Origin of the sequence: Enterobacter cloacae complex sp. IR5401, from assembly GCF_049238425.1 — a bacterium.
In the GTDB taxonomy this organism is placed as follows: domain Bacteria; phylum Pseudomonadota; class Gammaproteobacteria; order Enterobacterales; family Enterobacteriaceae; genus Enterobacter; species Enterobacter hormaechei_C.
In genome coordinates, this window is record NZ_JBMKHN010000007.1 from 1 (window position 1) to 23,251 (window position 23,251).

20 protein-coding genes are annotated in these 23,251 nt (G+C 53.2%); 3 read left to right on the top strand and 17 right to left on the bottom strand.

All coding sequences use genetic code 11. The features are described 5' to 3' along the window. Together tssB and ACOTX1_RS12030 are read right to left on the bottom strand one after the other, a co-directional pair. Positions 1-441, bottom strand: a 441-nt coding sequence (tssB, locus tag ACOTX1_RS12025; protein WP_421766825.1) for a type VI secretion system contractile sheath small subunit, incomplete at its 3' end; no start/stop codon positions are given. A gap of 614 nt (positions 442-1,055) precedes the next feature. Beyond that, positions 1,056-2,672 carry a peptide ABC transporter substrate-binding protein gene (locus ACOTX1_RS12030; protein WP_032672295.1) on the bottom strand — a complete coding sequence of 539 codons (1,617 nt, stop codon included), beginning with the start codon at positions 2,670-2,672 and terminating at the stop codon, positions 1,056-1,058. A gap of 183 nt (positions 2,673-2,855) precedes the next feature. Here ACOTX1_RS12030 and mpaA point away from each other — a divergent pair, with 183 nt between their 5' ends. After that, positions 2,856-3,569, top strand: coding sequence for a murein tripeptide amidase MpaA (gene mpaA, locus ACOTX1_RS12035; protein ID WP_023314235.1), 714 nt, complete (start codon positions 2,856-2,858; stop codon positions 3,567-3,569). On the opposite strand, the gene ycjG is transcribed toward mpaA, so the two are convergent. Then, positions 3,560-4,525 carry an L-Ala-D/L-Glu epimerase gene (gene ycjG, locus ACOTX1_RS12040; protein ID WP_023314236.1) on the bottom strand — a complete coding sequence of 322 codons (966 nt, stop codon included), beginning with the start codon at positions 4,523-4,525 and terminating at the stop codon, positions 3,560-3,562. The genes mpaA and ycjG overlap by 10 nt on opposite strands. Before the next feature lie 106 nt (positions 4,526-4,631). Between ycjG and tpx the strand changes: the two genes are divergently transcribed. Beyond that, on the top strand, positions 4,632-5,138 hold the full coding sequence (tpx, locus tag ACOTX1_RS12045) for a thiol peroxidase (RefSeq protein WP_003856889.1): 507 nt from the start codon (positions 4,632-4,634) through the stop codon (positions 5,136-5,138). 34 nt (positions 5,139-5,172) lie between these two features. Here tpx and tyrR read toward each other — a convergent pair whose 3' ends face one another. The 3 genes from tyrR to ACOTX1_RS12060 all read right to left on the bottom strand — a co-directional run bounded on the left by tyrR (position 5,173) and on the right by ACOTX1_RS12060 (position 9,272). Next, positions 5,173-6,714, bottom strand: a complete 1,542-nt coding sequence (gene tyrR / locus ACOTX1_RS12050) for a transcriptional regulator TyrR (RefSeq protein WP_023314237.1) — start codon at positions 6,712-6,714, stop codon at positions 5,173-5,175. Between the two features lie 111 nt (positions 6,715-6,825). After that, complete coding sequence (locus tag ACOTX1_RS12055; RefSeq protein ID WP_022651340.1) at positions 6,826-7,878, bottom strand: YcjF family protein; 1,053 nt, start codon at positions 7,876-7,878, stop codon at positions 6,826-6,828. Next, entirely contained in the window at positions 7,875-9,272 is a 1,398-nt protein-coding gene (locus ACOTX1_RS12060) for a YcjX family protein (RefSeq protein ID WP_023314238.1), read from the bottom strand. Before ACOTX1_RS12060 ends, ACOTX1_RS12055 begins: the two co-directional genes overlap by 4 nt. A 155-nt stretch (positions 9,273-9,427) precedes the next feature. Here ACOTX1_RS12060 and ACOTX1_RS12065 point away from each other — a divergent pair, with 155 nt between their 5' ends. Continuing rightward, entirely contained in the window at positions 9,428-10,438 is a 1,011-nt protein-coding gene (locus tag ACOTX1_RS12065; protein WP_023314239.1) for a LacI family DNA-binding transcriptional regulator, read from the top strand. Positions 10,439-10,471: 33 nt separating this feature from the next. Here the strand turns inward: ACOTX1_RS12065 and ACOTX1_RS12070 are convergent, their stop codons facing one another. The 11 genes from ACOTX1_RS12070 to ACOTX1_RS12120 form a co-directional block, all read right to left on the bottom strand. After that, positions 10,472-11,386, bottom strand: a complete 915-nt coding sequence (locus ACOTX1_RS12070) for an OmpG family monomeric porin (RefSeq protein WP_023314240.1) — start codon at positions 11,384-11,386, stop codon at positions 10,472-10,474. A gap of 65 nt (positions 11,387-11,451) precedes the next feature. Then, positions 11,452-12,534, bottom strand: coding sequence for an ABC transporter ATP-binding protein (locus tag ACOTX1_RS12075; protein ID WP_003856876.1), 1,083 nt, complete (start codon positions 12,532-12,534; stop codon positions 11,452-11,454). A 13-nt stretch (positions 12,535-12,547) separates the two neighbouring features. Beyond that, the gene (pgmB, locus tag ACOTX1_RS12080; protein ID WP_023314241.1) at positions 12,548-13,213 is read right to left on the bottom strand and encodes a beta-phosphoglucomutase; all 666 of its coding nucleotides are present in this window, start codon (positions 13,211-13,213) and stop codon (positions 12,548-12,550) included. After that, complete coding sequence (locus ACOTX1_RS12085) at positions 13,203-15,482, bottom strand: glycoside hydrolase family 65 protein (RefSeq protein WP_023314242.1); 2,280 nt, start codon at positions 15,480-15,482, stop codon at positions 13,203-13,205. The genes pgmB and ACOTX1_RS12085 overlap by 11 nt, the downstream gene beginning before the upstream one ends. After that, positions 15,476-16,534, bottom strand: coding sequence for a Gfo/Idh/MocA family protein (locus ACOTX1_RS12090; RefSeq protein ID WP_086581367.1), 1,059 nt, complete (start codon positions 16,532-16,534; stop codon positions 15,476-15,478). Before ACOTX1_RS12090 ends, ACOTX1_RS12085 begins: the two co-directional genes overlap by 7 nt. An 11-nt stretch (positions 16,535-16,545) precedes the next feature. After that, positions 16,546-17,334: a sugar phosphate isomerase/epimerase family protein gene (locus ACOTX1_RS12095; protein WP_003856868.1), complete on the bottom strand. Its 789-nt coding sequence runs from the start codon at positions 17,332-17,334 to the stop codon at positions 16,546-16,548. Between the two features lie 16 nt (positions 17,335-17,350). Beyond that, positions 17,351-18,403, bottom strand: coding sequence for a zinc-dependent alcohol dehydrogenase (locus tag ACOTX1_RS12100; RefSeq protein WP_023314244.1), 1,053 nt, complete (start codon positions 18,401-18,403; stop codon positions 17,351-17,353). A 28-nt stretch (positions 18,404-18,431) separates the two neighbouring features. Then, positions 18,432-19,274 (bottom strand): carbohydrate ABC transporter permease, encoded by an 843-nt coding sequence (locus ACOTX1_RS12105; RefSeq protein ID WP_003856865.1) that lies wholly within the window; start codon positions 19,272-19,274, stop codon positions 18,432-18,434. Next, positions 19,261-20,142, bottom strand: coding sequence for a carbohydrate ABC transporter permease (locus ACOTX1_RS12110; protein ID WP_003856862.1), 882 nt, complete (start codon positions 20,140-20,142; stop codon positions 19,261-19,263). The genes ACOTX1_RS12105 and ACOTX1_RS12110 overlap by 14 nt, the downstream gene beginning before the upstream one ends. A 21-nt stretch (positions 20,143-20,163) precedes the next feature. Continuing rightward, positions 20,164-21,456: an ABC transporter substrate-binding protein gene (locus tag ACOTX1_RS12115; protein ID WP_003856860.1), complete on the bottom strand. Its 1,293-nt coding sequence runs from the start codon at positions 21,454-21,456 to the stop codon at positions 20,164-20,166. A gap of 13 nt (positions 21,457-21,469) precedes the next feature. Beyond that, entirely contained in the window at positions 21,470-23,167 is a 1,698-nt protein-coding gene (locus ACOTX1_RS12120) for a sugar phosphorylase (protein WP_023314245.1), read from the bottom strand. Positions 23,168-23,251: the final 84 nt, after the last annotated feature.

The window sequence follows — 23,251 nt, forward strand, 5'->3', positions numbered from 1 at the left end:
CGGGTCTTTGAGAATTTTCTCGAGTTCTTTTCTGAAAGTGGCGTTATCAAGAAGATTGGATTTGAGGTCGCGTAATAAATTACGCATGGCCAGCATGGCGCGGAGCTGGGGGATCTGGCGGGCAACCTGTTCAGGTTCGAAATCCTTAATATCGGAGAAATTCAGTTTTATGCTTTCTTCCGAGCCATCCCCGGCCATTGTGTTAGGAACCGTCAGAATCACTTCCGGGTTAAATTCCGAAAGTACGCTGTTGAAGTTATTTTTATTGACGTTGATTTTCTCCCTTTCCGATAATGGGCGATTCTCTTTTCCATTACTGAAATCACCGACGGTGAGGAGTTTAAGTGGCAGTTCGATTTTCTTTTGCGCGCCACCTGTATGCAGAGCCAGCTTTAAGTTTATGCGTGCCTTGGGCACCTCATTCTGGAATGAATCGGCCATAGCAATCCCTTTCTTTAAAAGAAATAAATGTTAAGTGAGTGACGTTTCTTTACAAAGCCATATTAGAGCAAAACCCCATTTAAAATCAACTTTCCAGATCAAAGATCTACAATTAGACCTTTCTTAAGAATATTCCACTAAATCAGTGTACTCATAAATGCCATAGATACATGATACACAGTAAAAATTAACTATTTATTCACATTAATTTGGCAGAAATGACTGCTTTAATTGGAAATATTGAACTTATTGTCCCATGAGGTTGAATAATTGATTTACATCAATGCATTTATTAACACACCCCGTAACAGCGCAGAGAAATATGGCTTTAATTCAATAAATGGCCTGAATATGAAAAAATCCTGTATCGGACAAATTCAATCTTTAAAACAGTAATGACTATACTGCTACAGGAATGGCGAATAAATGACTACGCGTTTTTCGATAAACGGGAGAAAGAATCTCTCTGAAGATATTCATCATGACAATGAGTGATGGGCTGATATGAAGGGGATATTCGGAAATAACCAGGCTGTAAAACTATCAACCCTGAGAGCGGGCGCTTATGCGGTTAATGGATGTTAACCATAATCACGTAGCGCCCTGAGCTCTTTTTAATGCTTTTCAATATACATTGTACGGCTGTACGCAACATCCTCTGGGTTATTTATCGGATAACCTTTAACCCATGGCTTGATGAGACGGCCATTGGTGTACTGATAAATAGGGGCAATTGGTGCTTTCTCGGTGAGGATCTTCTCGGCCATGTTGTAGTCGGCATTACGCGCTTTTTCAGTAGTTTCGAGCGTCGCCTGATGAATAATCTTATCGTAAGCAGGATCGTTGAATCGTGAGATATTCCCGCTGTGGGAGGAGGTCAGCAGCGACAGGAATGTAGACGGCTCATTGTAGTCCCCTACCCACGATGCACGGATGACGTCAAAATTCCCGGTATTGCGGCTGTCGATGTAGGCTTTCCACTCCTGATTCTGCAACTTAACGTCAACACCCAGATTTTTCTTCCACATGGATGCAACGGCAATCGCGATTTTCTGGTGGTTTTCAGACGTGTTATACAGCAGCGTTAATTTTAGCGGACGCTGGGGGCCATAGCCTGCCGCCTGCAACAACGTTTTCGCTTGCGCATTCAGCTCCTGCTGTGACATCTGCTCAAATGGCGAGGTTTCCGGCGTAAAACCCGCAGTGACATCGGGAGTAAAATGCCAGGCCGGTTTCTCGCCGGTCCCCAGGACTTTTTCCGCCATAATACGTCTGTCGATAGTCATGCTGAGCGCGAGACGTACGCGTGCATCCGCGGTTGGGCCTTTTTGCGTATTAAACGCGTAGTAATAGGTCCCAAGCTGTGGCGGTGTATATACCTGTCCCGGAATATCTTTAAGCAGCTTCTGGTACATGTTTTTCGGAAACGATTCTGTAATATCGATATCGCCCGCCAGATAGCGTTTGGTCGCTGAGGACTCCTGGTTGATTGGCACAAAGGTGACTTTTTTAAGCACCGTCCTGGCGTTATCCCAGTAATGTGAATTCGGCTCAACCACCAGTTTTTCATTCACCACGCGATCTTTCAGCACATAAGCACCGTTGCCAATGAGCGCGCCAGGGCGCGTCCATTCCTTACCGCTCTCCACATTGGCCTTTTGAACAGGATAAAACGCGAAGTTAGCCGTCAGATTACTGAACCAGGGTAGCGGTTTGTCCAGCTGCACGCGCAGAGTTTTAGCATCGACCGCCGTCACGCCGAGCGTATCCGGAGCAGCTTTGCCGTCGATGATGGACTGGGCATTGTTAATGCCCGCCAGCGCCGCAAACCAGGCGAAAGGTGACGTTGTTTTAGGATCAACCAGACGACGCCAGCTATAGACAAAATCTTGTGCCGTCACTGGGGTACCGTCAGACCACTTAGCGTTATCCCGCAGCGTGAACGTCCAGACGCGGTTGTCATTGCTCTGCCAGCGCGTCGCCACGCCGGGAACTAACTCCCCTTTTTCGTTCTGATTTACCAGCCCTTCATAGAGGTCGCGAATCACCTGTATCTCGGGCAATCCCACCGCTTTTGCCGGATCGAGCGAAGCGGGCTCATCTTTGATATGTCGAACCAGCTCCTGCTTTTGCGCCAGAACCGTTCCTTCGGGAACCTCCGCGGCATATGAAAGTGAAGAAAGCCCGCACAGCCACAGCGCAGTACAAAGAAGCGAAACAGGATGCTTCATACGATCCCCTTAATGATGTCAGGTAACAGGCAGATGCGTAATTATTTGTTTCGAAACGGAGAAATGCAAATGCTTCCTCTGGAAAGTTGATGTCAGGCAATTTTCCACACACACGGAAACTATTTGATTAAGCGCGGCTTTTGCACAACACTGCCAGAAGTGACTTTATCATCAGGGTTTACTATGGCAACTACCCGACCAAGAACGGAACGCGGCGCCTTCCCGCCCGGAACTGAACATTATGGACGCTCATTTTTAGGCGCGCCGCTGATCTGGTTTCCGGCCCCCGAGGCCGATCGCAATAGCGGCTTAATCATTGCAGGCACGCATGGCGATGAAAACTCGTCTGTCGTGACACTCTCGTGCGCGCTACGTACGCTGGCCCCCGATTTACGACGTCATCATGTGATTTTGACCGTCAACCCGGACGGTTGTCAGCTTGGATTGCGGGCGAATGCACGAGGCGTTGACCTGAACAGGAACTTCCCGGCGGCAAACTGGCGCGCCGGTGAAACGGTGTATCGCTGGAACAGTTCGGCGCAGGAGCGAGATGTGGTCCTGCTCACGGGAGACAAACCCGGTTCCGAACCGGAGACTCAGGCGCTATGCCAGCTTATTCATAAGATCCACCCGGCCTGGGTTGTCTCTTTCCACGATCCCCTCGCCTGTATTGAAGATCCTCGTCATACGGCGCTCGGGCAGTGGCTGGCGGATGCGTTTGCTCTACCTCTGGTGAGCAGCGTTGGCTATGAAACACCCGGGTCGTTTGGCAGCTGGTGCGCAGATCTCAGCCTTCACTGTATCACCGCAGAGTTTCCGCCCATCTCCTCGGATGAAGCGAGCGAAAAATACCTGCGGGCGATGACAGATCTCCTGCGCTGGCAGCCTCAAAGATGAAGCACGCCGGAAGTAAAATTCAGCGCGGGTGAGACGTCAACCGCCAGCCAGGTTGGGCCGTCAAGATCGGCAAAACGCACGCTGTTCACCAGCGGGAGCGCAGCGCCGATCGCTCTGGACGTGCACAACATACAGCCCAGCATCAGAGCAAAGCCTTGCGCCTGCGCATCTTGTGCCAGTGCCAGGGCCTCGGTTAATCCACCTGTTTTATCCAGCTTAATGTTCACCATTTCGTAGCGTCCCTTGAGAGCTGACAGGCTCGCACGGGTATGACAGCTTTCATCTGCACAGACGGGAAGCGGATGAATAAAATTCGCCAGCGCGGCATCGTCTCCTGCCGGGAGGGGTTGCTCCAGCATGGCGACGCCCAGATCGGCAAGCAGCTGACAACGGGCTGCCAGCCCTTCGCTGTGCCATGATTCGTTCGCATCGACGATAAGAGTGGCATCAGGCACCGCCGCACGAATGGCGACCATGCGTTCGCTAATCAGACGATCGTCGAGCTTCACCTTTAATAAGGTTGCACCGGTGGCATACAACGCCTGAGCGCTGGCGGCCATTTGCTCTGGTTCACCGATGACCACCGTTTGCGCGGTGACGATCGATTGCGGCAGCGTAACGTCCAGCAGCGCAGGCAGCGGTTTTTGTTGTTTCGCCGCTTCCAGACTCCAGAGTGCGCAGTCAATCGCGTTGCGTGCCGCGCCGGCCGGCAACCGAAACTGAAGAGCCTCACGCGTCAGACCCGCCTGCAACTCGGGCACTACCGTCATAATTTGCGCCATGACTGACGCCAGGCTTTCTCCGTAACGTGGATAAGGGGTGCATTCTCCGACGCCTTTTACGCCGTTCTCTTCACATTCAACCACGACCACGCAGGCCTCATTACGGCTGCCGCGCGAGATCACAAACGGGGTGTGCAATGGCCAGGCTTCTTCATAGACCTTAACGCTTCTCATCACTGACTCCTTGCAGGCCGGAAAGGCAGAAAATTGGTTTGCCGTGCTAACTGCGGATGACATACACTAGCCACGACGTTAACTATTTGTAAACAGGAAGATACCTATGTCACAACTCGTTCATTTCCAGGGCAACCCGGTTGCTGTTGCAGGTTCCATCCCACAGTCTGGCAGCAAAGCACAGCCTTTTACTCTGGTGGCTAAAGATCTGTCTGACGTCACGCTGAGCCAGTTTGCTGGCAAACGTAAAGTCCTGAACATTTTCCCAAGCATCGATACTGGCGTTTGCGCTGCATCAGTGCGTAAATTCAACCAGCTGGCGACCGAAATGGACAACACCGTAGTGCTGTGCATTTCTGCTGATCTGCCGTTTGCCCAGTCCCGCTTCTGCGGCGCTGAAGGCCTGAGCAACGTCATCACCCTTTCCACTCTGCGCAGCCCGGATTTCCTGGAGAAATACGGTGTTGCCATTTCCGAAGGCGCGCTGAAGGGTCTGGCTGCTCGAGCGGTGCTGGTGATCGACGAAAACGACAACGTTGTTTTCAGTGAGCTGGTTAACGAAATCACTACCGAACCGGATTACACCGCTGCACTTGAGGCGCTTAAAGCCTAAACGTAAAAAAGCCTCTGCAAAGAGGCTTTTTTATTTATTCGTCACCCTTCTTCTGATTTAACCCATACTCGCGCAACTTATTCGCAATCGCGGTATGTGACACCCCAAGACGTTTAGCCAGCTTGCGCGTGCTCGGATAGCTGCGATATAGCTGCGTTAACACCGAACGCTCGAAACGGCTGGTGATGTCATCCAGCGAGCCTTCCATTGCCTCTTCGCCTACCGAGACCGTCCCGGCATCGTAATCCGGCAACAGAATATCCTGAGGGCGCAGTTCATACCCTTCAAGCTGAGTTAATGCGCGATAGACCGCATTTTTAAGCTGACGAATATTGCCCGGCCAGCCGTAACGCGTCAGCACGGTGCCCAGGTCGGCAGAGAGCTTCGGACGCGGCACGCCCTGCTCATCGGCAAAACGGGCCACGAACAGTTCTGTCAACGGCATGATGTCCTGTGGGCAATCGCGCAGCGGCGGAATATTGAGCGTCAGAACGTTGAGACGATAGTAGAGATCTTCGCGGAATACCCCTTTCTGCACCAGCTCCACCAGGTTTTTCTGGGTGGCGCAGATGACGCGCACGTCCACGTGAACTTCATGATCTTCCCCCACGCGGCGGAACGTGCCGTCATTGAGGAAACGCAGCAGTTTCGCCTGCATGCGTGGCGACATTTCGCCAATCTCGTCCAGCAGCACCGAGCCGCCATTCGCCTGTTCAAAGAAGCCTTTTTTACCTTCCGGTGCATGCCCGAACAGCTCACTTTCAACGGCATCTTCAGGAATAGAGGCGCAGTTCAGCGCCAGATATGGTTTTGCCGCACGCGGGCTGGCCATGTGCACAGCATGCGCCAGCAGATCTTTCCCCGTACCGGTATCCCCGGTAATCAGCAGCGGCGCCGTAAGATTTGCCAGCTTGCGCGCCTGGTCGATCACATGACGCATCTTAGGGCTCACCGCAATAATCTGGCTGAATGCGCCGACGTCCTGGCTGGAAAGGTTCTGTAACTGACGCCCCATTCGCACCGTGGAGCGCAGCATGATCACTGCGCCGGTCAGCACCCGCGCGGCATTTTCCCCTTTCAGGTAGACCGGCGTGATCTCCATCAGGAAATTCTGTCCGTTGATGACGACATGCTCGCTATGGGTATTTTGCGGGTTGCTGTCCAGCCAGCGCTGGAAATTAAAACCGGTGATCAGTTGCGTGGCGTGGTGCCCGATAAGTTTTTCCTGAATCTGCGCAAACAGCTGGCAGCTGGCCTGGTTAACGCGCTCGACTTTATTTTTCAGATCGAGAGAGAGAAACGGCTCCGGCATTGCTTCCAGCAGCGCGCTCAGCGCAAGATGTTCCCGCTCGGACGGCATCCAGGGGATGGTACGTACATCCGTAACGCCAGCGATACGGCGGATTTCCGCCATCAGGCTACTGAAGGTATTAAATTCAATTTCGGCAAAATTGAGGTAAATTCGCCCGACAGGGTCGATCTCTATGCCACGTAAATCAATGCTACGTAAAACAAGAAGATCGAGTAACTCGCGGGTCAGACCGAGACGGTCCTCACAAAAGACTTCCAGACGCATGGGAAATTCACCGTTTAAGCCAATAACAGTAAAATGATATGTCAGATCACGGTGTTCGGGAAGGTGGCTGTCAACAAATATTGACAGCCCGCACGATTAGTAAACAAAACCTCACTGAGCAGGTTTTTTATTGAGCGTCTCTTTAAGCTGGCCAATCAATTCGCGACGGAAATCCCCCAGCCGCGGCTTATCGCCATCGATCCAGGGGAGTGGACGACAAACCTCCATCGCTTTGATACCCAGGCGTGCCGTCAGCAGACCGGCACCAATCCCCTGCGCCGCCCGGGCAGAGAGACGCGCCGCAAGATCCTGCGACATCCAGTCCATCCCGACCTCCCGTACCAGTTCGCTTGCCCCGGCGAAGGCGATATTCAGCAACACCAGTTTGAACAGGCGCAGTCGGCTGTAATAGCCAAGCTCAATGCCGTACAGCCTGGCGATGCGGTTGATCAGACGCAGGTTGCGCCAGGCGATAAAGGCCATGTCCACCATTGCCAGCGGACTGACGGCGATCATCAGGGTAGATTCCGCCGCCGAACGGCTGATCTCACCACGAGCCTGCGCATCCAGTACCGGCTGAACAATGTGCGCATAGAGCGTGACCACTTCCTGGTCATTCTGGGTTTCGTGGATCGCCGCATACCAGCGCTGAAGCGCCGGGTGAGAGTGATCTATCCCGGCCTGAGCCGCAAGCTTTTCACAAAAAGCACGCCCTTTTCCTGTGCCGTGACTGTGCAGCAGATCCCGCGCTTCATCGCGTTCGTGGGCACGCTGACGCAAACGCCAGAGGCGACGCCACTCGCTGACGACTGAGCCAACGCCCGCACCAACAATCAACGCCCCGGCGGCGCATCCCCCCAGCGCCACCCAGTCCTGCGTTTGCCAGGCATTGACGCCCCACTGCACGCCCTGGCCGATTACGCTCACACCAAAAAGGGCTAACCCGGCGGTCACCATCTTACGCCACAGGCTGCGTTTCGGGCGCAGTGCCGCATCAACCACCGCTTCCGCCTGCCCCTCTTCAACCATCGGCTCGTCTGCCAGCACGGGAGCAAAGTTGTCAGCCTGCGGGCCGCTGAAGGTTTGCGCCGTTTTAAACGCCTCATGGGGCGTCTGCTCAAGCTGGCCGGTAAAATCAATGCGAGGTTTTAACGGTTCCGTCATCGCAATTTATCTCCAATTAAAAACTCCAGCGCAGCATCCAGACGGATATGCGGCAATGGCTGATCAACGTTCATGCTCTGCGGACGGAAGGCTTCGAACTGAAAACCCTGGCTTTGCCAGAAAGCCTGGCCCGGCAGACGCGCCGGAACTTCCCCCGGATAGACCGTGAGCGGCTCACCGTCGCTGAGACGGTTGCCCCGCAGGGCCGGAATTTTCTCGCCATTCAGGTCAATCAACCCACTCTGCGTAGCCTGTACGGACGCCAGCCCCAGACAGTCCATGCTGATCCCTTCGAAGGCCGCATTCTGCCAGGCATCCTGCACCAGCTGTTGCAGCAGGGATACCATGTTGGCGTGCTGATCGACCGTCACATGGTCAGCTTTTGTGGCGACAAACAGCAGCTTGTCGATGACCGGCGAGAACAAACGGCGAAACAGCGTACGCTGGCCATAATGAAAGCTTTGCATCAGCTGCGTCAGCGCCAGCCGCATATCATTGAACGCCTGCGGCCCGCTGTTGAGCGGTTGCAGGCAGTCCACCAGCACGATCTGGCGGTCAAAGCGTAAAAAGTGATTTTTATAAAAGCCCTTAACCACCTTCTCACAGTAATAATTGTATCGCTCGCGGAGCATACCGGCGTTAGTGGTCTTGTCCGCCTGCGCCAGTTTCGATTCGCCGATGCTGTCAACGTCCGGCCACGGGAAAAACTGTAGCGCGGGAGCACCGGCTAAATCACCCGGCAGAACGAAGCGGCCCGGCTGAATGAAATGCAACCCCTCCTGCTTGCACTGATGCAGGTAATCCGTCCAGGCTTCGGCTATGACGGCCAGACGGTTTTCATCCGCCGGCGCCAGCGGGTCCAGCCCTTCGCAAAGCTGGCGCCATTGGGTCGACCACTCTGCCCGCTGCCCCTGCAACAAACCGGTCATCTGTCGGGACCAGTTCAGGTAATCCTGCGCCAGCATCGGTAAATCGAGCAGCCATTCTCCCGGATAATCCACAATTTCGAGATAGAGCGTGGACGTTTCTTTGAAGTGACGCATCAGGGATTCATTCGAGCGGAAACGCAGCGCAAGCCGGATTTCGCTCACGCCACGCGTCGGGGTGGGCCAGGCGGGAGGTTCCCCGTATAACTGCGCCAGACCTTCATCATAGGTGAAACGGGGGATGCCAAAATCACGTTGCGGTACGCGTTTCACCCCCAGCAACCGCTCCTCGCGCACTGCGCTAAGCAGTGGCAGGCGCGCCCCTGCATGCAGGTTCAACAGCTGATTGACCATCGCCGTAATGAATGCTGTCTTACCGCTGCGGCTCAGCCCCGTCACGGCAAGACGCAGATGGCGATCAACGCCACGGTTCACCAGAGAATTGAATTCGTTTTTAAGTCGCTTCATCGCCGTCCTTCATTGCCTGGAACCCTGAAAAAAGTCACTTCAGAATACAGTAAATTGGGGCAGATCGTTGATTATCAATTCTTAATTATTGCTATTGCCGTTTTCTCTCCAGTAAGATGGGCGCAATTGCTGTCCGTCTGGAGTGAGTAAGGTGTATGTCACCCACCATCTATGATATTGCCCGCGTTGCTGGCGTTTCGAAATCAACCGTGTCGCGCGTTCTGAATAAACAAACGAATATTTCTCCTGAAGCGCGCGAAAAGGTGTTGAAGGCGATAGAAGAATTAAATTATCAACCGAATAAACTTGCCCGCGCACTCACCTCTTCTGGCTTCGACGCCATTATGGTTATTTCGACCCGTTCAACCAAAACCACCGCAGGGAATCCGTTTTTCTCTGATGTACTGCATGCCATAACGGCAAAAGCAGAAGAAGAAGGTTTTGATGTTATTTTACAAACGTCCAAAAGCAGCGAAGATGATCTGCAAAAATGCGTGGGTAAAATAAAGCAGAAGATGATCAAAGGGATCATCATGCTAAGCTCGCCGGCAAACGAGTCTTTTTTCGCGACGCTGGACGAATACGGTGTGCCCGTGGTCGTTATTGGTAAAGTGGAAGGCAATTACCAGAATATCTATTCTGTCGACACGGATAATTTCCACGACAGCGCCATATTAACCGACTCATTTATCAAACATGGTCGCACTAAAATTGCCTGCCTGCATGCCCCGCTCGATTATCACGTTTCTATCGATCGCCAGGCGGGCTATAAATCGAGCCTTGAGAAGCACGGTATTGCGATTAATCCGGACTGGGTTATTGATGGCGGATATACCCATGAAAGCGCGCTTCAGGCGGCCTGTCAGCTACTCTCATCAGACAACCCGCCTGATGCAGTTTTTGCGACGGACAGCATGAAATTGCTAAGTCTTTATCGTGCCGCGGATGAGCTAAATCTGACGATCCCGGAACAGGTCGCAATGGCAGGATACAGCGACCCGATGCTATCTCTCATTTTAACCCCTGCACCAGGCGGTTTTGATATCCCCACGAGAAAGCTGGGCGAAGAGAGCTGCGATTTGTTGTTCAGGTGCATTGCGGGTAAACCTGCCCCGCATAAGGTATTGGTTGAAACGCATTTTTCAGATGCGGCTTCATTACGCTAAAAACCAGGGGCAAACGCCCCTGGTGAAGTGTTATCAAAACGCGTAATTCACGCCGATACCGGCATAGTGGAAGCGGTCACTTTCCCCTTCGTCATGGTTTTCCCATTCGTAGGCATATTCCAGCGTCATGGATAAACCATTGTTAAAATCATAGGCGTACAGCATACCCAAACGGTTGAAATCATGTCCTTCACGCTCAGGATCGTCTTGCCAGTCCCAGTTTGACCAGCGATCGAGTCCCAGACGGGTATAAGGCGTTAGCGTCGTCTGACCCAATGAAATCGGCAGATAGGCGCGAATTTCCTGAGTGGAGAATTCACCGTTATTACGTGAACTGTCCATATTGAAACCCCGCTCTAAATAGTAATTAACTTTTGCAGAGACGGTTTCGTTAATTGTCCAGGTAAAACCGGTTTCCGTTTCAACACGGCTGTCAGAATAACCGGTTTTTGCCAGGTCATTCGCAAACTGGTACATGGCAAACCATCCGCCAAAACGCCAGTCATCGGTTAATTTTACATCCCAGTCCGGTTGAATTTTATAGCGCTGCATATTTGCGCTGCCCGCTTTCGCGCCATCCTCATCTTTGAAATGATAGCTGTAATTACGGAAACCACCCGTCAGTCCCAGCGTGAAATCATCGGTACCAATAATACGATAGCGTAATTCTACTTCGGGACGATCGAAATAGGTGCCGCGCGTCATGCTACTGTAATCAACCGGCCCTTCCTGATACATAGCCAGCGAAATGGTCCATGCATCCCAAGTGGCATTAAACCACACGGAGGGTTCATATAATCCATCTTTATCGTCTGCCTGACCTTCGACGTTTTCAATTTCATACATGGCGCCAATATTAAATTCCCACTGTTTGGCTGATTCAGTTGCTTGCGCGCAGCTCACCCCTGCGCACAGGACGAGCGCAGCACTTCTTAGTAGAGTACTCATTAAAATATTCCTTTATAATTAACATACAAAAAACCGGAAACTTTCATTTCCGGCGAACACCTTTCTTATCTAATAGCTGTTTCAGTATCAGCATCGAAGAAATGGCACTTATTCATGTCGAACTGGATGCCGATATTATCTCCGGCAACGTAATCATCCGCCGCTCCCGCACGGACAACCAGTTCATGCCCACCCACGGTGGCATAAAGCATAAATTCAGCCCCGGTCAGCTCAGCAACGCTGATCTTCGCCGTGATGTTTTCGCCGCTTCGCTGTACGGTGAGAATATCTTCCGGACGGATCCCAAAGACAACCGCTTTACGCTGGTAACCTTGCGCATTCAGTACGGCCAGCTTGTCCTCCGGGATCTCCAGACGCAGCGTTTCCGTCACAAAATAGCGGTCGTCGATTGCGCCACGAATGAAGTTCATCGCCGGTGAGCCAATAAATCCTGCAACGAACATATTCGCCGGCTCGTTGTAGACCTGCTTCGGCGCGCCCACCTGCTGAATGATGCCGTCCTTTAAAATCACGATGCGGGTCGCCATCGTCATGGCTTCCGTCTGATCGTGCGTCACGTAAATCATGGTGGTATTAAGCTTCTGATGCAGCTTGCTGATTTCAGCGCGCATCTGCACACGAAGTTTGGCATCGAGGTTGGATAAGGGCTCATCCATCAGGAACACCCCCGCTTCGCGCACTATCGCCCTGCCTAACGCCACGCGCTGACGCTGACCGCCGGACAACGCGCCAGGTTTACGCTGGAGATAATCGCGCAAGCCCAGGATCTGTGCCGCCCAGGTAACGCGTTCTTCAATGACGGAGGGCGCAATTTTTTGCATTTTCAGGCCAAACGCCATGTTGTCGTAGACCGTCATATGCGGATAGAGCGCATAGTTCTGGAAGACCATCGCGATATCACGGGACTTTGCGGGAACATCATTCATGCAAACCCCGTCAATAATCAGTTCACCCGCGCTGATCTCCTCGAGGCCGGCAATCATTCGCAGCGTCGTGGATTTCCCACAACCCGATGGACCGACGAAGACGATAAATTCTTTGTCTTCAATTTCGAGGTTGAAATCCTTCACCACGTGGACCTGGTTATCATAAATTTTCTGAATGTGTTTCAGAGACAGTTGAGCCATTATTAATTCCTTATCAATACGCCCGGGATGCCCAGAACGCCGTCAGGCGTTCCCAGGTCAGTTCCTGCGTTGAATGAAGTTGTAATCCCGCATGGTTCAGGCCAGGCCCAATCCCGACCGACAGCATTCCTGCGGCGTTGATCGCATCTACCCCTGCGGCGGCATCTTCGATACCAATGGCCTCTTCAGGACGCACGTTCAGTCCTTTACAGGCCGCAAGGAAGATTTCCGGGTCCGGCTTTGAGCGGCTAATACGCGAAGCATCGGCGCAAAAATCGAAAGCCTGATGAATACCCAACGCGTGCAAAATCCCAGGAGCATTAAGCGATACGGATGCCAGGCCAATTTTGACCTTCGCGGCGCGAATATCCGCCAGCACGTCGCGAATACCCGGCAGCAGCGAATCCTGTGTCAGTGATGCCAGCGACTGGACGTAAAGCGCGTTTTTTTTCGTCGCCAGCGCCAGGCGCTGCTCGTCACTGAACATCCCCTCTTTCCCGCCATGTATCAGAATGCGCTGGAGGGAGTCCATACGGCTTATTCCCTTCAGCTGTTCGTTAAATACTTCGTCGAAGGTGATACCAATCTCCTCCGCCACGGCGCGCCAGGCCAGAAAGTGAAGATGCGCGGTATCGGTGATCACCCCGTCCAGATCGAATACAACAGCGTTAAGCGTCATGGCGCCCCTCCGTGGTAGCGGTCCCATTAACAGGTACAAGAAAGTCCTTACGCTCACAGACCTTTCGCCCTGATACATGCAGCGTTTTACCCCACAGCGTCAACGTGACAGGTGCGGTGGTTTCAATGGTTAACTGGTCATCTTCACAGGTAATGTGCATTGTTGCGCCCCGCCACCGCAGCGGGAAGGCGAGTATCTGCCAGTGAGCAGGCAGCTTCGGCGCAAGATGCAGCTCCCCTTCGCTAATGTGCAGGCCAGCAAATCCCTGAATGGCGCCCAACCAGATCGCACCGGTGGCGGCGGCATGAATACCGTCATCACTGCTGTGCGGGTCGTCCCCCAGGTCGATGGCAATCCCATCGCGCCAGAAGGCATACGCCCCCTCGGTGTCACCGCAGCGTGCGAGCACAATGCCGTGAATGGCTTTACTCAGGGATGAATCATGGATCGTGCGTGGCTCGTAGAACGCCAGATTGGCGGCACATTGCTGCGGCGTAAACCGTTCCGGCAGCAGGTAGTTAAGCATCACCACGTCGGCCTGCTTCAGGATCTGCATCTCGTTCACTTCCGCGCGAGAGTAATCAAGCAGAATGGTTTGCTTACCCGCTTTGGCTTTATAGCGGCTCAGATCGATGGCAGGTTTTGCCATGAAGGTATCATCCTGCGGGATCACCCCCTCTGCGTCGGCCTCTGGCAGCCACAGGCGCGCCAGGAACTTACCGGCATTCTCCGTAAAACGCGCATCTTCACGCCCAAATTTCGCCATAAACTGACGCGCGCAGGCCACGTTGTGCCAGGCCAGATAGTTGGTGTAAGCGTTGTTGTTGACATGCTCGGTGTATTCATCCGGTCCGATCACGTCATGGATCTCAAGACGACCATTAATTTCCGTCGCGCGTCCCATCCAGAACGAAGCGGTTTCCATCAGCAGCGTCAGACCCTCATTGCGCATAAAGGCATCGTCGTGTGTTGCCTGCCAGTAAGCGACAACGGCCCAGGCAATATCAGCCACGATGTGGTGTTCAGCGAGTGCGGAGGCGACCTTCTGGCGAACCCCGGTGCGGATGTTAATGGCTGCGAATTCTGGCGTCTCTTCCTCTCCGCTGGCGGCGCTTTCCCACGGGAACAACGCGCCCGGCCAACCGTTACGGCGTGCTTTTTCACGCGCGCCAGAAAGATTCAGCCAGCGATAGCGCAGCAGGCTGCGGGCAATCTGTGGACGGGTAAACAGATGGAACGGCAACAGGAAAATTTCGGTATCCCAGAAGACGTGCCCTTTGTACCCTTCCCCCGTCAGCCCTTTCGCGGCAATGCTGCTTCTTTCGCTATGGGCTGGCGTCATTGTCGTCAGGTGCCAGACGGCATAATCCAGTGCAAGCTGATCCTGCTGTTCTGCACAAGTCACTTCCACCCGAGCGTCACGCCAGACCGCTTCCCAGGCGTACGCTGAGCTTTCAAGCAACGCATCGTAGCCTCTTGCCGCGCAGACTTTGAGATCGGCCAGCGCGTTGCGGGCGAAAGACTCCTGTGAGAGCGCTTTATCGCTGCGATGGGTCAGCCAGACGATCTTCTCAAGCGTGACGGTGTCACCTTGCGAGATAGTCAGAGAATGATGAACGCTGAGGCGACGATTTTTGGCGGTGAAACAGCTGTCGCTCTGAGCGGAGAGCTGACAAAACGCCGAAACAACAACTTCAGACGCCCGGTCCTGCGTTTCATACACACCCTGCATGTAGTGCTGGTCAAAAACCCTGACCGAGATTTCATCCAGATGCTGCCTGCCGCTGTTCGTCTGTGTCGCATCTATGCCGGTTTTCAGCACGGCCTGAGCGGCGCCATCAAGCGGTGTAATCGAGAGCCGCATTGCCACTAAGGGCAACTGGTCCAGCGAAACAAAACGACGGCTCTCGAGGCGATAGCGTTTTCCGTCCGGCGAACGCCAGACAACGTTACGATGCAGTTCGCCGTTAGCAAAGGCCAGCTCGCGTTGCCACTCAAGAATTTCGCCTGAAAGGAGCGTGAAATTGACGCCGTCCAGCTCAACTTCAACCCCGGTGACATCCGGCAGATTGATCAGCTCTGTGGTTTCGTTGCGTCCCGCGCGATGATACAGCCCCGCGAGATACATGCCTCTGGTCTGCTGGGTGTAATCTTCTTCATGCGTGGCGCGAATGCCCATGTAGCCATTGCCGCAGGCCATAATGGACGCGTACTTATTCAGGCTATGCGGGCAAAAGCTCGGATCGGTTAATACAGACTGGTTCAGCATAACGTCACGCTTTCCCCTGTTTCCGCGGCTTCATATAACGCTGCGACTAATTGCTGGATCACCAGCCCCTGCTCCGCATCGGCAATCATGACCGGCTCGCCCAATACGTGGCGAACAAACGCGTCCATACTGCGCAGATGTCGGCGATCGTCAGCTTCTTCCCGCTGGGTCAGCGTCTGTAAAACACCGGCTTCGTCGTTATAAATGTGTGCCGGGAACAGCGTTGCACCCGCCTTCTCACCGCAGAAAGAGACGTTCATGATCGACTGTTCGCGGATATTAAGCGCAAAAGAGGTGTCCAGACGCAGAATGCCACCGTTGCAGAACTCAATCGTGCCAAACAGGGCATCTTCCACGGTAAACTGCGCAGGATCCCATTCGCCAAACTGGCCGGTGTGTTTCCGGTTCCCCAGTCTCTGGAAGCTGTGCGCGGTTACCCGCTTCACGGGCGGGAAACCCAGCACGTACATCGCGGCGTCCAGCATATGAATGCCGATATCGATCAGCGGCCCGCCGCCCTGGAGCGATTTATTGGTGAAAACGCCCCACCCCGGCACACCGCAACGACGCAGCGCCTGCGCGGAGGTGAAGTAAATTTCACCGAGCGTTCCGTTCATTACCGCATCGCGCAAGAGCTGGGTATCCAGCGCAAAGCGATGGTGAAAATCGTACGCGAGGACTTTTCCGGCCTTGCGCGCCGCGAGACGCATCTCATCCGCCTGGTGCGGCGTCATCGCCGGCGGCTTTTCACACATCACATGACAACCTGCTTCGAGAGCCGCCATCACATGTTCAAAATGGAACCGGTTAGGCGAACAGACGCTCACCACATCCGGTTTTACTTCCTGCAACATCTCGTGAGCGTCCTGCCATGCCGATGGAATAGCATAACGTTCCGCGAACGCCTGTGCCTGCTCAAGGCGGCTGTCCATGACAGCCACCATTTGAACATCACTGCGCGTGGCGTAATACGAGGCATGCACTTTGTCTGCAACCTGCCCGGCGCCAATGATGGCGACGCGCAGAGGCAAAGGTGTAGAAGCACTCATCACGCTCGTCATCCTTAGCATTCACGCAAGTAAGTGAGAGAGTCCTTATAGGCCTGAGCCGGATCGTCGGCACGCACCCGGCACTCGTACACGACGTAACCCTGATAATTATCGGCACGCAGCTGATCGAACAGGCTGGCGAAATCGAGGCTGCCGCTGCCCGGCTGATAGCGGTGGTTATCAGCAATGTGCACATGACCCAGCAGGTCGCGGTTCTGATGCAGCGCTTCCGTCAGGGAGTCTTCTTCAATATTCATGTGGTAGAAATCACCGATGATCTGCACGTGCTTCAGGCCGTTCTCTTCGATATAACGACGCGCGTCGGCCAGAGTGTTGATCATATGATCCTGATAGCGGTTTAGCGGCTCCAGGTAGACGGTAGTACCGGTGCGCGCTGCCACCTCATCCAGCCAGCGCAGGGAAGCGCTGACCGCTTTGCGATCGCCGTCCAGACTACGTGGCGAAGTCATTGGCGGCAGACGGAAGGTAAACATCCCCCAGGCAGCCGGAACGATAATCCCCTTTCCGCCCACTTCTGCCAGCGCTTCCAGAATGCGTTCAATCTGCTGTAGACCGTTCAGGCGGCGTTCTTCAATGAAATCCCCGATCCAGCCATCGTATCCGCCACAGGCCGTCGTGACCGGCAGGCCGGTGGCTTTGATAGCCGCTTTTACTTCGTCGAGGTTTTCCACCAGCAGTCGGCCATCAATTTCGTAGCCATCAAATCCCATCGCTTTGATGTATTCGAATTTTTCCATGATAGCGGTCGGGAAAAAGGCCTGGTTTTGTGTTGCGATTTTCATGATTGCTGTCCTTAGCTTAAAAAGTGACGCCCATTTTGATACTGAGTTCCGGGTGCTGATCGACATACTTCATATAGCTTTCCGGGCTGGTGGTGAAGGTGACGACCGGGTCGATCAGATCTTCGCAATTGAGATAACCGTTCATCAGCAATTCCCAGCAGGTCTCTTCAATACGCTTGCGGCTCCAGCGCGGATAATCCGGGTTGGGTTCACTGCATGCGCGGGAGAAGACAATTTTGGCGTTATTGAAGTGTGCTTCGCGACCAAGGTTGAAGCCTGCCGCAAACGGCTTGGCGAAAGCCACGTAGGAGATCGTTCCACCGTAGGCGAGACCGCGCAGCGCAGATTGCAGCGCATCTGCAAATCCGCTGGTTTCGATGATCACATCCGCGCCCTGCTTGCCGGTCAGTTTCTTAATTTCCAGACCAACATCGGTACCGATTGGGTTCAGGCAGTGGTCTGCACCGTGACGGCGGGCGATCTCACAGCGATGTTCGATAGGATCGACACCAATAACCACTGACGCGCCGGCTTTTTTCGCCAGCTGAACCGCAATCTGGCCAATCGCGCCCAGCCCCACAACCACGACGAAATCCCCTACGCGGACGTTAGCATCACGCACGCCGCTCATGGCGAACTGCGCCGGATCGTAACAAACGGCATTTTTCCAGGATGCGCCCTGCGGCATTTTGCGCAGCTTATAGTTGTTCACCGCGTTAACGATGACCGTTTCCTGCAACGGGCCGTAGCAGCAGACGCTGTCGCCGATCTGGTATTCGGTCACGTCCGCACCACATTCGATGATGTCGCCGACGATCATGTTCCCCAGCTGGAATTTACCAAATTCGATGCCGCGCGCTGCACCTTCTTCACGCGGGGTAAACATCTGCCACTCCGCGTTGAACTCTTCATCGATGAACGGGCTTGCCGCGCGGAAATCCACGACTTCGGTGCCGTGTTTCGGGGCGCCATAACGGGCACGAATCTTCACCTCATGTGCTGCAACAGGACGATCTTCGTATTCCACCAGCGCCGCTACACGAGGCGCTGTCGCAACTAATTTTTTCATGACTGACTCCTTGTTAATATCGGCCGCCTCAGCCCTTCACGCCGCCGGCGGTCAAACCACTTTTAATGAAACGTTCAGACAGGGCATACATAATGACGACCGGAAGTGCCGTTACCAGCGATGCCGCCATCATGCGACCCCAGATGTAATCTGGCGTACTGAAGAGCGTGTTCAGCCCCACCGGCAACGTGAAGTTGCTGGCGCTGGACAGGAAAATGGAGGCGAACAGATAGTCATTCCACGCCACCATGAAGCAGTAGACAAAGACCGACACCAGACCCGAGATCGCCAGCGGCACGGTGATGCGGAAGATGATTTGCAGGCGGTTCAGGCCGTCCATCATCGCGGCTTCTTCGATTTCGTCCGGGATGGTGTCGAAATAGCTGCGCAGCATAAAGACCGCGGTAGGCAACGTCTGCGTCACCATGGTGATGATCAGCGCCAGTTCGGTGTCATAAATGCCGAGCGCGGTGATGATTTTGAACAGCGGCACCACCAGCAGGATCCCGGAGAACATATAGACGGTGTAGAAGCTCGCATTGATCGTCGTACGCCCTTTAAAGCGCAGTTTGGATAACGCATATGCGCCCAGCGTGCCGAGAAACACCGCAATGACCGAGGAGGTCAGCGACACCACCATGCTGTTACGGAAGTAATCCACAAACGGGAAAATCAGCGGGTTAAAGATGTCGATGTAGTGCTGTAGCGTCCACTCCTGCGGCAGAATGGTCGGGTGCAGCGAGATCGCCTCTTTCGCGCTTTTGAATGACGTCATCAACATTACAAAAAACGGAAACAGCGTGATAATCAGGAATACCGCCAGTCCCAGATAAAAACCGATACGGCCCAGAACGCGTTTATTTGTTGCCATTGAGGTTTACCCTTTTTCTGGTCAGCAGAATGACCGCGAAGATGATCACAAACAGCACAACGGAAATGGCGGCTGCTTTACCCAGGTCATTGAACGCAAAGGCGGTTTTGTAGAGATATACGCCCAGAATGTCGACCTTGGTGGTGAGCAGATACACATCCGCAAACATGTAGAACATCCAGATGGTTCGCAGCGTGACCACCGTGGCCAGCACCGGCATGATGGCGGGCAACGTCACGATACGAAAACGCTGCCAGGCATTCGCCCCGTCCATCTCTGCCGCTTCGTACAATGATTTATCAATGGTCTGCAAAATTGCGAGGAACGAGATAAAGGCGTACGGGAAGTAACGCCAGATGGCGAACAGCACAACCAGGACAAAACTGCTGCCAGGATTATCGAACCACAGCGGCGCCTGATCGTAGAGATGCAGCAGATCAACGCCCAGGTAGTTCACAATCCCGTAGCCGTTGTTGAACATGTATTTCCAGGCAAATACCAGTGAAATAGACGGCGTCACGTAGGACAGAATCACCAGTGAACGTGCCGTTTTCCGCATGCGGAATTCACGGTTAAAGAAGATCGCTACGGCCAGTCCCAACCCGGTGCTGCCGAGCACGACCAGGGCCGTATACCAGAACGTCATCCACAGGGAGTGCCAGAACGCAGCATCGCCCAGAATGCGAATGTAGTTATCCAGGCCGACGAACACCGCATCAATACGCGGGTTCAGCGGTAAACGTAAAAAACTGATTTCAATGTTGGAAATCATTGGCCAGGCCACCAGGCCCCCCAGCAAAATCAGGCTGGGGGCCAACAGCAGCATGGCGAAAGGCATATCTGAACGACCAGAAAACAACGTCTTCATAATTCCCTTCGCAAAGCGCTCCTATCGTTGTGAGATCAGGTCAGTCAGTTTCTTCTGGCTGTTGCTTAACGTCGCATTGAGATCTTTTTGTCCCACCGTTACGTTATGCACCATGGAACTGATAATGCCGGACCCGGTAACATCTCCCATGCGGGTAAAGTTTTTGTCGCCTACGGCGCCAAATACCTGGACGTTCGGGAACTGCGCAATCAGCTCGTAAGGCAGTTGACCAAAGGCTTTGATCACGTCGTTGTTTTTCCAGCTCTCAGTGCCCACCACGAGTTTGTTCACCGGCAGCGCCGCACCAGGGGACATCATCACCCAGTCAGACGCGTTTTGAGCCTGCTCCATCCAGGTCACAAATTTTTCTGCCGCCTGCGTTTCCTCTTCGGTCTGGCCGGTCGTGATAGTCAACGAGGTGATCATGCCGTACACGGCTGATGATTTTTCCGTCGGGACCACGAACCCCAGGTTGGCCGGATTGCCATCTTTGTAGACCGCGGGCAGGATATAGGTGGAATAAACGGCCATCGGCGCAGAGCCGTTCATGAAGGCGTCTTTGATCTCCATAACATCATTCGAGCCCGGCATGGTGTTCGCGGCCAGTGCCCGATAAAACGCCAGCGCTTTCGACATTTCAGGGGTATCGATTTTCACGTTGCCGTTTGCATCAAAAACGTTGGCTCCGCCTGACAACGCAAACTGCGAGAAAGCCTGCTCGGTCATAACGCTTTCTGCGGTTGGCAGCGCGATACCGTAATGTTTTTTCGCCGGATCGTTGAGCGACTGACTGGCCTTCAGCAGTTGCTCCCAGTTGTGCGGTTCTTCGATTCCTGCTGCCGCGAGCGCATCTTTGTGATACCAGACGCCGGACAGCCAGGCGCTAACCGGCACCCCCGTCCATGCCTTGCCGTCTTCAGTGCGAACAACGCGTAAAATGCCGTCATAAAAGGTATCTTCACCGACGGCTTTAATCGCGTTGCCGATCGCGTCACGGTCCAGCAGTTGCTCTTTATCCATGACTTTGGCGTAGTCATGGCTGACTTCAATCACTTCCGGCAGCGCGCCGGTACGGGCCAACGTAATGACCTTGGTGTTATAGGCATCTTCCTCAACGGGTACCTGTTTCACCGTAATAGTCGGGTTCTCTTTCTCGAATTTTTCGATCAGTTTCGTAATAACTGCCTGACGCTCCTGTTCTACCGACGAGTGCATAAACTCAATTGTGACCTGAGATGCTTTATCGTCCTTACAGCCTGATAACAGGGCGCACGAAACCAGTGCTGATAACAGCACAATTTTGGGCATTTTCATTTTAGGGTCCTTTTTAGTTTTCTTTAATCCACATTACCTGCCATGGATTGAGGTTCAGTTCCGTACCGCTAATATCGTGTCCTGATAGTAATTCCCTACCAAAGAGCGTTTGTCCATAAATGGTCTGCATTTTATTGCTAAAATTAAATAATGCTGTCATTCGCTCGCCATTTTCAGCAACACGAACAATTTTAAGAATATGTTCGCCGATTGCGTCAAAAATAGCCTGGCTATCCGGATGGAACGCACTCTCGCCGCGACGAATAGCAATAAGCTCACTCAAACGAGAATAAATTTGATAACGAATACTCTTCTTATTATTGAGTTCCAGATCAACCTGACCTGCGGTGTATTTCTTCCTGTTTATTGCGCGGTTATATCCAAGACGTTCGACACCTTCATAATCGTTACGCGAACCGAGAATGCTTTGAATATATACAGCCGGTACGCCAGGAAAACTTAACAACACAGCATGCGCCAGGATGAACCGCGCAATGCGCTCATCATCTGAGCTGTCTCGCAAACTCAACGCATCAAGATAGGTGACATTAATTTCATAGGGGCTTCGCGTACCGTCAGGATTATTTTTCCAGTTGACCAGCGCGCCTTCCTGCTGAAGCTTTTCAACCAGCGAGAGGATCTCTGATTCCGGAAGGATGCCGCGTAACGGGTTCAAACCGATACCATCATGCGAGGCCAGGAAATTAAACCAGGTGGTATGAGTTGAAGGCAGCGCCAGTGACCCCGCCCACTGGCATAGGGCTTTAACATCCTGACGATGAACAGCATGCAGCACCAGCGGAGGTAAGGAAAACTGATAGACCATCTGGGCTTCATTTTCACCATCACCGAAGTAAGAGACATTGTCTTTGTGGGGAACATTTGTCTCAGTGATGATCACCGTTCCAGGCGCCACAGCGTCCGTAATGGCGCGGAACAGCTGGATAAGGCAATGGGTTTGTTCCAGATGGATACAGGTGGTTCCCGGGATCTTCCACATAAACCCGACCGCATCCAGACGGATATAACGCGCCCCTTCCATGAGGTAATGGAGCAGAACGTCAACCATGGCAATCAGCACCTGCGGCGAGGCGAAATTGAGATCGATCTGGTCATCGCTGAATGTGGTCCACAGATGACGAACGCTGCCATCATGAAGCGTGAACGGCGTCAGCAGCGGTAATGCGCGTGGACGCGTCACCGCGGATAAATCGGTTTCGGGGTCGACAGAAATAAAGAAATCTTCGTAGCCCGGCTTCTGCGTAAGATAATTAGCAAACCATTCGCTTTTCGCTGACATATGATTGCAAACGAAGTCAAACATTAAGCTGGCTGAATGTTTTAATTCCGCGACATCTCGCCAGGTTCCTGTTTCAGGAGCAACCTCGTGATAATCAATAACGGAAAATCCATCATCCGAAGACCACGGATAAAAAGGTAACAGATGGACATGGGAAAACGTACGAGAAAGCCATTCATTATAGAACCGGGTAAATACCGGCAACGCTTGCTCCCCTTTTGTGGAGAACTGATCGGCATAGGTAATCAGCACAACGTCTTTTTCATCCCAGCCTGACTTACGCTTTTCCGTAATATTAGTCGCCGCTTTTTCAAGCTTAGTTAATAACACGTTAAGGTGTGCATCTGAAAATGATTCACCGTAGATATGATTGATGAGTTTTTTAATTTTTGTGTTCACATTATTTTCCATGGTAGCGGTCCCACGGAGTGGCAATCTACTCCCATGAAAAATAACTGTCAACGGACCCGGGGGCAGAAAGCAGCATTCTCAGCG

Bases quoted from the DNA above. Each gene is read 5' to 3' on its own strand.
- ACOTX1_RS12120 (WP_023314245.1), bottom strand. From the start codon at position 23,167: ATGGAAAATAATGTGAACACAAAAATTAAAAAACTCATCAATCATATC.
- ACOTX1_RS12105 (WP_003856865.1), bottom strand. From the start codon at position 19,274: ATGGCAACAAATAAACGCGTTCTGGGCCGTATCGGTTTTTATCTGGGA.
- ACOTX1_RS12085 (WP_023314242.1), bottom strand. From the start codon at position 15,482: ATGCTGAACCAGTCTGTATTAACCGATCCGAGCTTTTGCCCGCATAGC.
- ACOTX1_RS12075 (WP_003856876.1), bottom strand. From the start codon at position 12,534: ATGGCTCAACTGTCTCTGAAACACATTCAGAAAATTTATGATAACCAG.
- pgmB (WP_023314241.1), bottom strand. From the start codon at position 13,213: ATGACGCTTAACGCTGTTGTATTCGATCTGGACGGGGTGATCACCGAT.
- tyrR (WP_023314237.1), bottom strand. From the start codon at position 6,714: ATGCGTCTGGAAGTCTTTTGTGAGGACCGTCTCGGTCTGACCCGCGAG.
- ACOTX1_RS12110 (WP_003856862.1), bottom strand. From the start codon at position 20,142: ATGAAGACGTTGTTTTCTGGTCGTTCAGATATGCCTTTCGCCATGCTG.
- ycjG (WP_023314236.1), bottom strand. From the start codon at position 4,525: ATGAGAAGCGTTAAGGTCTATGAAGAAGCCTGGCCATTGCACACCCCG.
- ACOTX1_RS12070 (WP_023314240.1), bottom strand. From the start codon at position 11,386: ATGAGTACTCTACTAAGAAGTGCTGCGCTCGTCCTGTGCGCAGGGGTG.
- ACOTX1_RS12060 (WP_023314238.1), bottom strand. From the start codon at position 9,272: ATGAAGCGACTTAAAAACGAATTCAATTCTCTGGTGAACCGTGGCGTT.
- mpaA (WP_023314235.1), top strand. From the start codon at position 2,856: ATGGCAACTACCCGACCAAGAACGGAACGCGGCGCCTTCCCGCCCGGA.
- ACOTX1_RS12100 (WP_023314244.1), bottom strand. From the start codon at position 18,403: ATGAAAAAATTAGTTGCGACAGCGCCTCGTGTAGCGGCGCTGGTGGAA.
- tpx (WP_003856889.1), top strand. From the start codon at position 4,632: ATGTCACAACTCGTTCATTTCCAGGGCAACCCGGTTGCTGTTGCAGGT.
- ACOTX1_RS12055 (WP_022651340.1), bottom strand. From the start codon at position 7,878: ATGACGGAACCGTTAAAACCTCGCATTGATTTTACCGGCCAGCTTGAG.
- ACOTX1_RS12095 (WP_003856868.1), bottom strand. From the start codon at position 17,334: ATGAAAATCGCAACACAAAACCAGGCCTTTTTCCCGACCGCTATCATG.
- ACOTX1_RS12065 (WP_023314239.1), top strand. From the start codon at position 9,428: ATGTCACCCACCATCTATGATATTGCCCGCGTTGCTGGCGTTTCGAAA.
- ACOTX1_RS12115 (WP_003856860.1), bottom strand. From the start codon at position 21,456: ATGAAAATGCCCAAAATTGTGCTGTTATCAGCACTGGTTTCGTGCGCC.
- ACOTX1_RS12030 (WP_032672295.1), bottom strand. From the start codon at position 2,672: ATGAAGCATCCTGTTTCGCTTCTTTGTACTGCGCTGTGGCTGTGCGGG.